Consider the following 13,662-nt stretch of genomic DNA (forward strand, 5'->3'; position numbering starts at 1 on the left):
CAAAACCGCACGCCAGAGGGATTCCGGCATACCCTTTCGAAAAGGATCGGGCGGGCCTCGGCCCACCCGTGATGCGCGCACCGGGCGGCCGAAGCCGCCCGGAACAGGGCCATGCTACTTCTTCTCGGCGCCGCCGGAGAGGCTCAACACGTAGGCAGCCAGCACCTGCACCTTGCCTTCGCCGAGGAAGTCCTTCCAGGCCGGCATCTGGTTCATCCGCCCACTGGTGATGGTCTCGACGATGCGGGCTTCCGAGCTGCCGTAGAGCCAGACCTTGTCGGTCAGGTTCGGCGCGCCGAGTGCCGCCATGCCCTTGCCGTCGGCGCCGTGACAGGCAAAGCAGACCTGATCGTAACGTGCCTTGCCCTGCTTCGCCAGTTCGGCATCATGCTTGAGGCCGGAGAAGGAACGCACATAGTTGGCGATTTCCTTCGCCCCCGCCGCACCGCCGACGACTTCCGGATTGCCCCCCTCGGGCGGCATGACGCCGGTGCGCCCGTTGGAGATCGTTTCCAGGATCTGTTCCGGCGCATTGCCCCAGGAGTAGGTCTTCGAGGTCAGGTTCGGAAAACCCTTGTCGCGCGAACCTTCACCGGTCGCGCCGTGGCACTGCATGCAGTAGGTCTGGAACAGGCGCGAACCCATCTCCATCGCCTCTTTGTCGGCCGCCACGGCCGCCAGCTCCATCTTGAGGTACTTGTCGAAGAGCGGCTTGACCTTCTCGTCGGCGGCCGCGACCTCCTTCTTGTGCTGATCGGCGGTCGACCAGCCGAAGATGCCGGGGAAGCGTCCCAAGGCCGGATAGAGCACGACATAGACCAAGGAAAACACGACCGTGATGTAGAACAGCCACATCCACCAGCGCGGCAGCGGGTTGTTGTACTCCTCGAGGTTCTCGTCCCAGACGTGGCCCGTCGTGTCCTGGCTCTTTCCGGATTCCGGGCGATGGATGCTCTGGGACCAGAGGAAAACGCCGCAGGCGATGATGCTGATCAGGACGATCAGCGTGACATACCAGTTCCAGAACTCGCTGACAAAATCGCTCATGATGGTTTCCTTTGTTCATTGCCGGACGACAACCCGAGTTCGGCGCGATCCGCCGCATCGTCGGCAAAGGGCAAGTTGGCCGCTTCGTCGAAGCGCCGCTGGTTGCTTTTCAGGCCGTAGGCCCACCAGACGATGCCCAGAAAGGTGACCAGGGAAAGCACCGTCACGGCGGAACGCAGATCGTTGATGTCCATGGCTTTACTTACCCGCGCTCTTGAGTTCGACCCCCAGCCCTTGCAGGTAGGCGATCAGGGCGTCCATCTCGCTCTTGCCCTCGACCTGCTTGCTGGCCTGCGCGATCTCCTCATCGGTGTAAGGCACGCCGATCTTCTGCAAGGCGCGCATCTTGGCCGGCGCACCGGCGGCGTCGGCCGGGGTCTTCGCCAGCCAGGCGAAGGCCGGCATATTGGACTCGGGCACCACGTCGCGCGGATTGATCAGGTGTGCACGATGCCACTCGTCGCTGTAGCGGCCGCCAACCCGGTGCAGGTCCGGCCCAGTCCGCTTCGAGCCCCACTGGAAGGGGTGGTCGTAGACGAACTCGCCGGCCACCGAGTAGTGCCCGTAACGCTCGGTCTCGGCCCGGAACGGGCGAATCATCTGCGAGTGGCAGAGGAAGCAGCCTTCGCGGATATAGACGTCGCGCCCGGTCAGACGCACCGCGTCGTAAGGCTTGAGCCCGGCGACCGGAGTGGTGGTCGACTTCTGGAAGAACAGCGGAACGATTTCGAGCAGCCCGCCGACGCTGACCACCAGCACGGTCAGGACGATCAACAGGCCGACATTGCGTTCGATCTTGTCATGCGTAAGTTTCATTCTTCGCAAGCCTCCCTCTTAGGCGTGATGACCGGACGGCAGCAGCACCGGGGCATCCTCGGTCTTGCCACCCGCCATCGTCTTGAACATGTTGTACGCCATGATCAGCATCCCGCCCAGGAACAACACCCCGCCCATCAGACGGATGCCCCAGAAGGGATAGGAGACCTTGACCGACTCGACAAAGCTGTAGGCCAGCGTGCCGTCGGCATTGACCTGGCGCCACATCAGGCCCTGCATCACGCCTGCGATCCACATCGAGGCGATGTAGAGCACGATGCCGATCGTCGACACCCAGAAATGCACGGTGATCAACTTGACACTGAACATCTCGGGCTTGCCGAAAAGGCGCGGCAGCAGGTAGTAGATCGAACCGATCGAGACCATCGCGACCCAGCCGAGGGCGCCCGAATGCACGTGGCCGACGGTCCAGTCGGTGTAGTGCGAGAGGGCGTTGACCGTCTTGATCGACATCATCGGCCCTTCGAAGGTCGACATCCCGTAGAAGGACAACGAGGTGATCAGGAATTTCAGGATCGGGTCGTCGCGCAGCTTATGCCAGGCGCCGGAGAGGGTCATGATGCCGTTGATCATGCCGCCCCACGACGGCGCCAGCAGGATCAGCGAGAAGATCATGCCCACCGATTGGGTCCAGTCCGGCAACGCGGTGTAATGCAGGTGGTGCGGGCCGGCCCACATGTAGGTGAAGATCAGGGCCCAGAAGTGCACCACCGAAAGGCGATACGAATACACCGGGCGCTCGGCCTGCTTGGGCACGAAGTAGTACATCATCCCGAGGAAGCCGGCGGTAAGGAAGAAGCCGACCGCGTTGTGGCCGTACCACCACTGGATCATCGCGTCCTGCACCCCGGCGTAGACCGAGTAGGACTTCAGGAAGGAGACCGGGATCGCCGCGCTATTGACGATGTGCAGCAGCGCCACGGCCAGGATGAAACCGCCGTAGAACCAGTTGGCCACGTAGATGTGCGTTACCTTGCGCTTGGCGATGGTGCCGAAGAAAACGATGGCGTAGGCCACCCAGACGACGGCGATCAGGATGTCGATCGGCCATTCGAGCTCGGCGTACTCCTTGCCTGAGGTAAAGCCCAGTGGCAGGGTGATGGCGGCCAGGACGATGACCGCCTGCCAGCCCCAGAAGGTGAAGGCCGCCAGTTTGTCGCAGAACAGCCGGGTGTGACAGGTGCGCTGCACCACGTAGTACGACGTGCCCATCAGCGCGCAACCGCCGAAGGCGAAAATCACCGCATTGGTGTGCAAGGGACGCAGGCGTCCGAAATGCAAAAAGCCGATGTTGAGCTCCGGCCAGACCAGCTGCGCGGCGATGATCACCCCGACCAGCATGCCGACGATGCCCCAGATCACGGACATCACGGTGAATTGCCGTACAACCTTGTAGTTATACGTTGACTGAGTATCCGACATGGACCCACCTCACAGTTATCGAAGAATCTGTTTGCGACCCATCGCCCGCCGCCTTTGCACGAAAAAGCCCGGCCAGAGCAGCATGGCGTCGATGCGAGCGCGATTTGCACACCGCCAAGACAGGCCGGACGCGCAATAAGTTCGCACAAAGGGAATTTTGACGAGCATCAGCCACTCGACAATCGGTGCCCTCCCTGTTGCGCAGACCTTCGCCGCCGATGACGCCGACCAATCTACACACCTTTCTTTTTTTCTGTCACACCGAACAATCTAGTACACCGAACAACCCTGCTGCCAGAATTGTTATACCCGCATCATGGTTGATTTGGATCAATCGGTCAAGCACGACCCCATTGCCCTTGGCTGACACACCGTTGCCCAATGACAACACCAAACCGCCCGTCACTCAAAAAAGATTGACCCAGATCAATCCGAAGCCAAAAACCGGATAGAATGCCCACTCGCAGACTGTGGTTTTTATTCATCAATCACGACATACGGGAGATCTGTCATGGGCAAAACCCTCACCCTCACGGCCCTCGCCTTGGCTTGTGCCGCCGCACTTCCCGCCGCCGCACAACAGTCCAGCGACGGCAACTGGCTGGTCCGCGGCCGCGCCGTCAGCATCGGCTTCGACAATGGACAATCGAAGACCGTCAAGACCCTGGACATCACGGCCGACGACCGCTGGATTCCCGAACTCGACATCACCTATTTCTTCACCAAGAACCTCGCCGCCGAGCTGGTTCTGACCTACCCGCAAAACGTCGACATCAAGGCCGGCAGCACCAAGATCGGCACCATCAAGGCCCTGCCCCCGTCGCTGATGCTGCAGTACCACTTCACCGACTTCGGTGCCTTCAAGCCCTACGTCGGCGCCGGGGTGAACTACACCTACTTCAGCAAGCGCGACCACATCCTCGACGGTGCCGCCTCGGTCGAGCGCGACAGCTGGGGCCTCGCCGCGCAGCTCGGCTTCGATTACGCGCTGGACAAGAACTGGTCGCTCAACCTCGACGTCAAATACATCCAGATGGACACCGACGTCCGCGTCGGCGGCACCAAGATCGGCACCCTCGACCTCAACCCCATCACCTGGGGTGTAGGCGTCGGCTACCGCTTCTAAATCCAACCCCCTGTGCCGTTCCGCCCCCACGCGGAACGGTTTTTTTTTGCTACGATGCCTCCTCTCATCGCCTCTCCCACACCGTCCGCCTGTCCGACGCCCCTCGTGAACACCCTGCGCACCTGCACTGCCTGGCGTGGAAACGCCAACTGCCTCGCCTGCGACGGCCGCGAGAATTCCTTTTTTGTCGGCCTCTCCCCCGACGCCATCGCCAGTCTGCATGTCGACGTCGCCAACACGGGACAAGCTTCGGGCAGTGTGCTCTACCGCCGCGGCGAACGGGCGGAACAAATGTGGGTTCTGCGCACCGGCGTCGTGAAGCTGCTGGCCGAATCCTGGGACGGTGGCCCGCGCATCGTGCGCATCCTCAAACCGGGCGACGTCGCCGGCATCGAGGGGGTGCTCTCCGGCACCTACGCCCACACTGCGGTGACCGTCGGCGACGTGCATGCCTGCCAGACCCCGGTTCGGGCCGTCCGCGAGCTGTGCCTGGAACAGGCCGGATTTCAGTGGAACCTCATGCAACGCTGGCAATCGGCCCTGCAGGAGACCGAGCAATGGCTGGTGGACATGACCAGCACCGGCGCCGCGGCGCGCGTGCGCATGGCGCGCCTCTTGCTGCACCTGCGCGACGGCGACAGCAACCGCATCTACAACTTCAGCCGCGAAGACCTCGGCCTGATGCTCGGCACGACGATCGAAACCGCCAGCCGCATCATCGCCGCCTTCCTGCGCGAACGCCTGCTCGTCAAGCGTGAGCCCGGCAGCCGTTTCTACGATGGTGACATCGTCCGCCTGGAAAGGGTGGCGCAAGAACGGTAAGCACAATGACTCACGCCGTGAAACACGGCCTGAAATGACGCAAAAAAACCGGAGCACTCTGCTCCGGTTTTTTTATCCCCTTCGTACGCGCGTCACTCTGCGGGGGGCGTCGATTTTTCCTTCGCCGGCTTTTCCTTAGCCTTTTCCCGCGTCTTGTCGTCGTCCATCAGCACCCGGTAGCCCGGGCCCTCGAGGTCGTCGTACTGGCCGCTGCGCAGCGACCACCAGAAGGCAATGCCGATCAGGAAGACCAGCACCACCGAGATCGGCACCAGCAGATAGAGGATTTCCATACGCGGAGTTGCGGAGTTCGCCGCTCTAAGGGTTGTCGGGGCGCTGCAGACGCAGCGAGTTCATGACCACCAGCAAGGAGCTGCCGGACATGCCGATGCCGGCCATCCACGGCGTCACCAGGCCGACCATGGCCAGCGGCAGGGCAACGAAATTGTACGCGAACGACCACCACAGGTTCTGGCGGATGACGCGCAGCGCCCGCCGCGCCAAGCGGTAGCCGTGGCGCAGGTGATCGAGGTTCTCCGAGAGCAGGACGAGGTCGGCCTGCGTCCGCGCCAGTTGCGCGCCGCCGCCCATGGCCACCGAAACCTGCGCCTTGGCCAGGACCGGCGCATCGTTGATGCCGTCGCCGACCATCGCCACCACCGCCCCCGCGGCCTGCAGCCCGGCAACGAAATCGTGCTTGCCCTGCGGCGAAACCTCGGCGCGCACGTCGTCGATCCCCAGCGCCTGCGCCACACGTTCGGCCACCGGCCACGCGTCGCCGGTGAGCAGCGTCACCCGGCGCCCGTCGGCGCGCAGCGCGGCGATGAGCGCCGACGCCTCGGGGCGGATCGCGTCGCCGAGGCGGAAGAGCGCCAGCCAGCCCGTCGTGTCGCCGAGCGCCACCACCGTCTCACCACAATCGAGCAGGTGCTGCGCGGCCTCGGACAAGGGCTGGCCGTGCAGTTCGCCGACAAAGCCCGGCCGTCCGAGGCGGACCTCCGCCCCGGCGCCGACGCACACCACGCCGCTGCCCGGCACGTTGCGCACTTCGCCCGGCACCGCCGGAAGCGCTGGAGGCGCCATTCCACGCGCCCTCCAGGCGGCCTGGAGGGCGCGCCCGATGGCGTGTTCAGAGGTCTGTTCGAGCGCCGCGGCGAGCGCCAGGCACTCCACTTCGGACACACGGCCGAGCGGCAGGGTGTCGACCAGCGTCAGCTCGCCGCGGGTCAGCGTTCCGGTTTTATCGAAGACGAAGTGCGTCGCCCGCGCCAGCGTCTCGATCGCGTGCCCGCGCGTCACCAGCAGGCCGGCGCGCGCCAGCGCGCCGCTGGCGACGGTCAGCGCCACCGGCGTGGCCAGCGACAGCGCGCACGGGCAGGTGACGACCAGCACCGAGACGGTGATCCACAAGGCCTGCGTCGGATCGATCCAGACCCAGACCACCGCCACCGCGGCAGCAACCAGGAGCAAGGCTGCAATGAAGCGCGCCGCGATGCGGTCGGCGAGTTCGACGAGTTTCGGCTTCTCCTGCGCCGCGCGCTCCATCAGGCGGACGATGGCCGACAGGCGCGTGCCTTCGCCGACCTCGGTGACGCGCATGTAGAGCGGGCTCTCGATATTGAGCGCACCGCCCGTGAGCGAGGCGCCGACGCTTTTTTTCTGTGGCGCGCTCTCGCCGGTGAGCAAAGCCTCATTGGCGCTGCTCTCGCCTTCGACGACCACGCCGTCGGCCGGGATCGCCTCACCGGCGCGGACCAGCACGACGTCGCCGGCTTGCAGCTCGGAGACCATCACCTGCTGCGCTTCGCGCGCGGCCGGAAAGCCGGCGACGCGTTGAGCGAAGGCCGGCATCAGCTTGGCCAGTGCCTCGGTGACGCTGACCGCGCGCTGGCGTGCGGTCATCTCCAGATAGCGCCCGCCAAGCAGGAAGAAGACGAACATCGTCACCGAGTCGAAATAGACCTCGCCCGACGCCGTCAGCGTCGCCCAGACGCTGGCCAGGAAGGCCGCGCCGACGCCGAGCGCCACCGGCACGTCCATACCCACGCGCTTGAAGCAGAGGTCGCGCCAGGCGCCGCGAAAGAACGGCGCGGCCGAATAGAACACCACCGGCAGCGTGAGGATGAGACTCGCCCAGCGCATCAGCTGCTCGATCTCGGGCGTCATCTCGCCCTCGCCGGCCAGATACACCGGCACGGCGTACATCATCACCTGCATCATCCCGAAACCGGCGACGAACACGCGCCACAGCGCGGCGCGCCGCTCGGCCTTGGCCAAGGCCTCGCTGCGCGCGGTGTCGTAGGGATGGGCACGGTAGCCGATGGCAGCGATCGCCGCCAGGATGCTCGACAGCTGCGTCCGGCGCGTGTCCCACCGCACCCGGGCACGCCGTGTGGCGTAGTTGAGGTCGACGGCGAGGACGCCCGGCTGGCCGGCGAGATGGCGTTCGTTGAGCCAGATGCACGCGGCGCAGGTGATGCCTTCGATGATCAGCGCCGCCTCGCGCTCATCCGGCCCCGGCTCGCGCACGAAGCTCTTCTGGAAATCGGCGTTGTCGTAGAGGGCCAGCCCCTCGAGTACCGCCGGCAGCGCCTCGCGCCGGCCGGCCTGCGACTCGGGCAGGGCATCGCGGGTGCGGTAGTAGTCGCCCAGGCCGTTGGCGACGATGGCCTGCGCCACCGCCTGACAGCCGACGCAGCACATGTGGCGCGTCTCGCCGCCAATCTCCACATGCAGCTCGATCCCGGCAGGAATCGGCAAACCACAGTGATAACACCCCTGATCGCTCATCGTCCTTCAATCAAAAAAACGGCCGGCGGCCCGGCGGAACGAAGTGCCCGCCCCAACGGCCTGGGCCGTGAGACGGCGCCAGTATAGTCGAGTTCCCCGGCGTCGCACGGCCAGCCGCCACGACAGTGGAATTACCCCAGCCATCGCCTTGGCATACTCGAAGGTTCGGCAGATGCGCGAAAACCGTCGCCGCGAAAGTGCGTCGATTGCACGCCCAAGCCCAAAAAGCAGGCCAAAACCGTTACAATTCAGGCTTTTTCCCCGCACCCTTCCTTCTTTTCGCGAGACTGCGAACCCAAATGCTCGTCCTGCGCGGATTACAAACTGTGGCGCCCGCCCCGACCGTGCTCACCATCGGCAATTTCGACGGTGTGCACCTCGGTCATCGCGCCTTGCTCCGCCGCCTGGTCGCACATGCCGCGGACAGCGGCTTGCAGCCCGCCGTACTCACATTCGAGCCGCACCCGCGCGAGTTTTTTGCCCGGCACACGGCGCCGACGCGACTCTCGACCCTGCGCGAGAAGCTCGAACTGATTGCCGAGGAAGGCGTCGCGCTGACCCGCGTCTGCCACTTCAACGCCCGCCTGGCCGGGCTCTCCGCGGAAGACTTCATCGCCCGCGTACTGGTCGACAGCCTGCGCGTCAAACACCTCGTGATCGGCGACGACTTCCGCTTCGGCGCAGGCCGGCAGGGCGACTTCGCACGCTTGCAGGCGGCTGGGGCGCAGCACGGTGCGAAGGGATTCACGGTCGAAGCCATGCCCGGCGTCACCGTGCTCGGCGAACGCGTTTCCAGCTCGGCGGTGCGCCAGGCGTTGGCTACGGGCCAACTCGAACGCGCCGCCCAACTGCTCGGCCGCCCCTACGTCATCGACGGGCGCGTCGTGCAGGGCAAGCAGCTTGGACGCGAGTTCGGCTTCGCCACCGCCAACATCCGCATCAAGCACGACCGCCCACCGCTCACCGGCGTCTTCGCCGTCGAAGTGCACGGCTTGACCGATGCCCCCCACCCCGGCGTCGCCAACCTCGGCGTGCGCCCGAGCGTCGACCGGGTGTCCCGCCCCATCCTCGAGGTACACCTGCTCGACTTCGCGGCCGATCTTTACGGCCACCACCTCAGCGTGCGTTTCCTGCACAAACTGAGAAACGAAGTACACTTCCCCGATTTCGCGGCGCTCAAGGCGCAGATTGCCCAAGACGTCCGCGACACCCGTCTTTATTTCAAGCTCTGAGTATCTGCCATGGCCGACTACAAGAATACGCTCAACCTCACCGACACGCCCTTCCCGATGCGCGGCGACCTCGCCAAGCGCGAACCCCAGTGGGTCAAGAACTGGCAGGAGAAGAAACTGTACGAGCGAATTCGTCAGGCGGCGGCCGGACGCCCGCGCTTCACGCTGCACGACGGCCCGCCCTACGCCAACGGCGACATCCACATCGGCCACGCGGTCAACAAGATCCTCAAGGACATCATCGTCCGCTCGAAGACGCTGGCCGGTTTCGACGCCCCCTACGTGCCGGGTTGGGACTGCCACGGCCTGCCGATCGAGCACCAGATCGAGAAGCTGCACGGCAAGCACATTCCGGGCGACCAGGTGCGCAAGCTGTGCCGCGACTTCGCCGCCGAACAGGTCGAGCGCCAGAAGAAGGACTTCATCCGCCTGGGCGTGCTCGGCGAGTGGGACAACCCCTACCTGACGATGGCCTTCAAGACCGAAGCCGACGAAATCCGTGCGCTCGGCAAGATCCTCGAAAAAGGCTACCTCTATCAGGGCCTGAAGCCGGTGAACTGGTGCCTGGACTGCGGCTCGGCGCTCGCCGAGGCGGAGGTCGAATACGAAGACAAAACCTCGCCGGCGATCGACGTCGCCTTTGAAGTCCATCCCAACCACGCCGACAAGCTGGCGCACGCCTTCGGCCTCACCCACCTGCGCGGCCCGGCCTTCGCCGTGATCTGGACGACGACGCCCTGGACGCTGCCCGCCAACGAGGCGGTGAGCGCCCACCCCGACTTTGACTACGACCTGATCGAAACCGAGAAAGGCGCGCTGATCCTGGTGCGCGACCTCGCCGAAGCCTGCCTGAAACGTTACGGGCTCGAAGGCAAGGTCGTCGGCTCGGCCAAGGGTCGCGCGCTGGAACACGTGCTGCTCAAGCACCCCTTCCAGAACCGCGACGTGGCCCTCATCTGCGGCACGCACGTCACCGTCGAAGCCGGTACCGGCCTCGTGCACACCGCCCCGGCACACGGTGCCGAGGACTACCAGATCGGCAAGGTCTACGGTCTGCCGGTCAACAACCCGGTCGGCGACGACGGCAAGTTCCTCGCCAATACGCCCGCCCTCTCGATCGCCCCGCTCGCCGGCAAGACGGTGTGGGAAGCCAACCCGCTCGTCCTTCAGGAACTCGAAGCGCAAGGCCGCCTGCTCAAGATGGAGAAGATTGCGCACAGCTACCCGCACTGCTGGCGGCACAAGACGCCGATCATCTTCCGCGCCACGACGCAGTGGTTCATCGGCATGGACCACAAACGCGACGAGAACGCCGCGACGCTGCGCTGGATTGCCGAGCGCGCGGTCGACGAAACCGAATTCTTCCCGTCCTGGGGACGCGCCCGCCTCGAAGCGATGATCAAGGGCCGTCCGGACTGGTGCGTCTCGCGCCAGCGCAACTGGGGCGTCCCAATCCCCTTCTTCCTGCACAAGGAAACCGGCGCCCTGCACCCGCGCACGCCGGAACTGATCGAAGACGTCGCTCGTCGCGTTGAGCAATCGGGCATCGAGGCCTGGTTCTCCCTTGACGCTCAGGAACTGCTCGGCGAAGAAGCCGCGCAATACCGCAAGATGAGCGACACGCTCGACGTCTGGTTCGACTCGGGTGTCACCCACATGAGCGTGATGCGCGGTTCGCACGCCGCGCAGTGCGACTTCCCGGCCGACCTCTACCTCGAAGGCTCGGACCAGCACCGCGGCTGGTTCCAGAGTTCCTTGCTGACCGGCTGCGCGATCGACGGCCGCGCGCCGTACAAGGCGCTCCTGACGCACGGCTTCGTGGTCGACGGCAAGGGCCTCAAGATGTCCAAATCCAAGGGCAACGTCGTCGCGCCGCAGAAGGTTTCCGACACCCTCGGCGCCGACATCCTGCGCCTGTGGGCCGCGGCCACCGACTACTCGGGCGAGCTGTCGATCTCGGACGAAATCCTCAAACGCGTCGTCGAGGCCTACCGCCGCATCCGCAACACCCTGCGTTTCCTGCTCGCCAATACCTCCGACTTTGACCCGGCGAAAGACTTGCTACCGGTCGAAGCGTGGCTGGAGATCGACCGCTACGCGCTGGCCATGACGCGCCAATTGCAAGCGCAGTGCGAGGCCGACTACGGCAAGTACGAATTTCACCGCGTGGTGCAGGCGCTGCAGACCTTCTGCTCCGAAGACCTGGGCGGCTTCTACCTCGACATCCTCAAGGACCGCCTCTACACCAGCGCCGCCGACAGCCCGGCCCGGCGCGCCGCGCAGAGCGCGCTGTGGCACATCACCGAAACCTTCGTCAAACTGATGGCGCCCATCCTCTCCTTCACCGCCGAAGAAGCCTGGCGCACGGTGCATGGCGAGGACGACTCGGTGATGCTGCACACCTGGCAGCCACTGCCCGCGCCGGAAGACGAAGCCGCCCTGCTCGACAAGTGGAACAAGATCCGCGCCTGGCGCGCCGACGTCACCAAGGCGCTCGAAGAGCTGCGTGTCGAGGGCAAAATCGGCGCCTCGCTGCAGGCCGAAGTCACCCTGCACGCTGACGGCGAGAAGTACGACCTGCTGGCTTCGCTCGGCGACGACCTTCGCTTTGTGCTCATCGCTTCGAAGGCGAAGGTGGTCAAGAGCGGCGAGGACAAGATCGAATGCGCCCCGCTCGCCCACGCCAAGTGCGAGCGTTGCTGGCACGTGCGCGAGGACGTCGGCGCCGACCCGGCGCACCCGGAACTCTGCGGCCGCTGCGTGAGCAACCTGCACGGGGAAGGGGAAGCGCGTGCCTGCGCGTAACATCCGTCCCTGGCTGTGGCTGGCCGCGATCATCGTTCTCCTCGATCAGGTCAGCAAGTGGGTCGTGCTCGGCGTCATGCGCCCGGGCGAAGTCCGTTACGTCGCCCCGTTCTGGAACTGGGTGCTGACCTTCAACCCCGGCGCGGCCTTCAGCTTCCTGGCCGACGCCGGCGGTTGGCAGCGCTGGTTCTTCACCGTGCTGGCACTCGGTGTCTCGGGCTGGATCGTGGTCATGCTGCGTCGCCATTGCGGCGAATTCCGCCTGGCGCTGGCGCTCACCCTGATCCTCGGCGGCGCCCTCGGCAACGTCATCGACCGCGTGCGTTTCGGCGTCGTTGTCGACTTCATCCAGTGGCACGCGGCCGGCTTCTACTGGCCCTCGTTCAACCTCGCCGACTCGGCCATCTGTGTCGGCGCGGCGCTGATGATCTGGGACCAGTTCCGGGCGAAACCCGAAGACGGAACGGCGGTCGAATCCGGATCGAAACACTGAAAAGCATCCCCGCGGTGGACACGAAGCCGACGAAGCGCTCCCCAAGCAGAGGAGTCGCGCTGGCCTGAAGCTCCAGGCGCTTCTATCCTTCGTTCCCCGCGTGCTTAAACGAGGCTCATCCCCCATGCACATCCTCCTCGCCAACCCCCGCGGCTTCTGCGCCGGCGTCGAGCGCGCCATTGCCATCGTCGAGCGCGCGATCGAAAAATTCGGCGCGCCGATCTACGTCCGCCACGAGGTCGTGCACAACAAGTTCGTTTGCGACGACCTGCGCGCCAAGGGCGCGATCTTCATCGACGAGCTCGCCGAAGTACCGACCGGCGCGACAGTGATCTTCAGCGCTCACGGCGTCTCGCCGGCGGTGCGCGACGAGGCCGAGGCGCGCGGACTCAAGGTTTTCGACGCCACCTGCCCGCTGGTCACCAAGGTCCATCTCGAAGTCGCCCGTCAGCGCAAGGAAGGGCGCGAAATCGTGATGATCGGCCACAAGGGCCACCCGGAAGTCGAAGGCACCATGGGGCAAAGCCCGGACGGCATGCTGCTCGTGGAAAACGCCACCGACGTCGCCGCACTCAAGGTACGCGACCCGAAACAACTCTCCTACGTCACCCAGACTACGCTCTCGGTCGACGACGCGCAAGCCGTCATCGGCGCACTGCGCAGCCGCTTCCCGACCATCGTCGGACCGAAGAAAGACGACATCTGCTACGCCACGCAGAACCGCCAGGACGCCGTCAAGCAACTCGCGGCACAATGCGACCTGCTACTCGTCGTCGGCTCGAAGAACAGCTCCAACTCCAACCGCCTGCGCGAAGTCGCCGCCAACGCCGGCCTCCCGGCCTACCTCGTCGACGGCCCCGAAGACATCGACCCGGCTTGGCTCACCGGTCACAAACGCATCGGTGTCACCGCTGGGGCGTCGGCACCTGAAGTATTGGTTGAACAACTGAACGCCCGCCTGCTCGCTCTGGGTGCAAAAACCATCATAACCACACCAGGCGCCGATGAGGATATAACGTTTGCACTGCCAAAGTCGCTCTCGCAATAGCCGCTGCCGAAAGACAAGGAGGGCGCCACAGCGCCCTCGC

General features: G+C 65.0%; 12 protein-coding genes. 6 read left to right on the forward strand and 6 right to left on the reverse strand.

The genetic code is table 11. The features are described 5' to 3' along the window. Positions 1–114: 114 nt before the first annotated feature. From ccoP to ccoN, 4 genes are read right to left on the reverse strand one after another with little or no spacing between them, the layout of a single operon-like run. Positions 115–1,047 carry a cytochrome-c oxidase, cbb3-type subunit III gene (gene ccoP, locus QMB55_RS01625; RefSeq protein ID WP_497586911.1) on the reverse strand — a complete coding sequence of 311 codons (933 nt, stop codon included), beginning with the start codon at positions 1,045–1,047 and terminating at the stop codon, positions 115–117. Then, positions 1,044–1,241: a cbb3-type cytochrome oxidase subunit 3 gene (locus QMB55_RS01630; protein ID WP_497586912.1), complete on the reverse strand. Its 198-nt coding sequence runs from the start codon at positions 1,239–1,241 to the stop codon at positions 1,044–1,046. Before QMB55_RS01630 ends, ccoP begins: the two co-directional genes overlap by 4 nt. A gap of 4 nt (positions 1,242–1,245) precedes the next feature. Further along, positions 1,246–1,863 carry a cytochrome-c oxidase, cbb3-type subunit II gene (ccoO, locus tag QMB55_RS01635; RefSeq protein ID WP_497586913.1) on the reverse strand — a complete coding sequence of 206 codons (618 nt, stop codon included), beginning with the start codon at positions 1,861–1,863 and terminating at the stop codon, positions 1,246–1,248. A gap of 18 nt (positions 1,864–1,881) precedes the next feature. Continuing rightward, positions 1,882–3,306 carry a cytochrome-c oxidase, cbb3-type subunit I gene (gene ccoN, locus QMB55_RS01640; protein WP_497586914.1) on the reverse strand — a complete coding sequence of 475 codons (1,425 nt, stop codon included), beginning with the start codon at positions 3,304–3,306 and terminating at the stop codon, positions 1,882–1,884. 511 nt (positions 3,307–3,817) lie between these two features. Between ccoN and QMB55_RS01645 the strand changes: the two genes are divergently transcribed. Both QMB55_RS01645 and QMB55_RS01650 read left to right on the forward strand, forming a co-directional pair. Then, on the forward strand, positions 3,818–4,432 hold the full coding sequence (locus tag QMB55_RS01645) for an OmpW/AlkL family protein (RefSeq protein ID WP_497586915.1): 615 nt from the start codon (positions 3,818–3,820) through the stop codon (positions 4,430–4,432). 105 nt (positions 4,433–4,537) lie between these two features. After that, positions 4,538–5,254, forward strand: coding sequence for a Crp/Fnr family transcriptional regulator (locus tag QMB55_RS01650; RefSeq protein WP_497586916.1), 717 nt, complete (start codon positions 4,538–4,540; stop codon positions 5,252–5,254). Between the two features lie 92 nt (positions 5,255–5,346). Here the strand turns inward: QMB55_RS01650 and ccoS are convergent, their stop codons facing one another. Then, entirely contained in the window at positions 5,347–5,547 is a 201-nt protein-coding gene (gene ccoS / locus QMB55_RS01655) for a cbb3-type cytochrome oxidase assembly protein CcoS (RefSeq protein ID WP_497586917.1), read from the reverse strand. Between the two features lie 25 nt (positions 5,548–5,572). Beyond that, a complete protein-coding gene (locus tag QMB55_RS01660) occupies positions 5,573–8,044 on the reverse strand; it encodes a heavy metal translocating P-type ATPase (protein ID WP_497586918.1) in 2,472 nt (823 codons plus the stop codon). A 299-nt stretch (positions 8,045–8,343) separates the two neighbouring features. Here QMB55_RS01660 and QMB55_RS01665 point away from each other — a divergent pair, with 299 nt between their 5' ends. The 4 genes from QMB55_RS01665 (at position 8,344) to ispH (ending at position 13,622) form a co-directional block, all read left to right on the forward strand. Next, on the forward strand, positions 8,344–9,276 hold the full coding sequence (locus QMB55_RS01665) for a bifunctional riboflavin kinase/FAD synthetase (RefSeq protein WP_497586919.1): 933 nt from the start codon (positions 8,344–8,346) through the stop codon (positions 9,274–9,276). A 9-nt stretch (positions 9,277–9,285) separates the two neighbouring features. After that, complete coding sequence (ileS, locus tag QMB55_RS01670; protein ID WP_497586920.1) at positions 9,286–12,081, forward strand: isoleucine--tRNA ligase; 2,796 nt, start codon at positions 9,286–9,288, stop codon at positions 12,079–12,081. After that, positions 12,068–12,574, forward strand: coding sequence for a signal peptidase II (gene lspA / locus QMB55_RS01675; RefSeq protein ID WP_497586921.1), 507 nt, complete (start codon positions 12,068–12,070; stop codon positions 12,572–12,574). Before ileS ends, lspA begins: the two co-directional genes overlap by 14 nt. Before the next feature lie 124 nt (positions 12,575–12,698). Next, positions 12,699–13,622, forward strand: coding sequence for a 4-hydroxy-3-methylbut-2-enyl diphosphate reductase (ispH, locus tag QMB55_RS01680; protein WP_497586922.1), 924 nt, complete (start codon positions 12,699–12,701; stop codon positions 13,620–13,622). Positions 13,623–13,662: the final 40 nt, after the last annotated feature.

It is taken from the genome of Propionivibrio sp. (assembly GCF_041441355.1).
Classification (GTDB): Bacteria; Pseudomonadota; Gammaproteobacteria; order Burkholderiales; family Rhodocyclaceae; genus Propionivibrio.

Excerpts from the sequence above, each read along its gene's own strand:
- ccoS (WP_497586917.1), bottom strand. The coding sequence starts at position 5,547 with ATGGAAATCCTCTATCTGCTGGTGCCGATCTCGGTGGTGCTGGTCTTC.
- ccoP (WP_497586911.1), bottom strand. The coding sequence starts at position 1,047 with ATGAGCGATTTTGTCAGCGAGTTCTGGAACTGGTATGTCACGCTGATC.
- QMB55_RS01660 (WP_497586918.1), bottom strand. The coding sequence starts at position 8,044 with ATGAGCGATCAGGGGTGTTATCACTGTGGTTTGCCGATTCCTGCCGGG.
- QMB55_RS01645 (WP_497586915.1), top strand. The coding sequence starts at position 3,818 with ATGGGCAAAACCCTCACCCTCACGGCCCTCGCCTTGGCTTGTGCCGCC.
- ccoN (WP_497586914.1), bottom strand. The coding sequence starts at position 3,306 with ATGTCGGATACTCAGTCAACGTATAACTACAAGGTTGTACGGCAATTC.
- QMB55_RS01630 (WP_497586912.1), bottom strand. The coding sequence starts at position 1,241 with ATGGACATCAACGATCTGCGTTCCGCCGTGACGGTGCTTTCCCTGGTC.
- ileS (WP_497586920.1), top strand. The coding sequence starts at position 9,286 with ATGGCCGACTACAAGAATACGCTCAACCTCACCGACACGCCCTTCCCG.
- ispH (WP_497586922.1), top strand. The coding sequence starts at position 12,699 with ATGCACATCCTCCTCGCCAACCCCCGCGGCTTCTGCGCCGGCGTCGAG.
- ccoO (WP_497586913.1), bottom strand. The coding sequence starts at position 1,863 with ATGAAACTTACGCATGACAAGATCGAACGCAATGTCGGCCTGTTGATC.
- QMB55_RS01665 (WP_497586919.1), top strand. The coding sequence starts at position 8,344 with ATGCTCGTCCTGCGCGGATTACAAACTGTGGCGCCCGCCCCGACCGTG.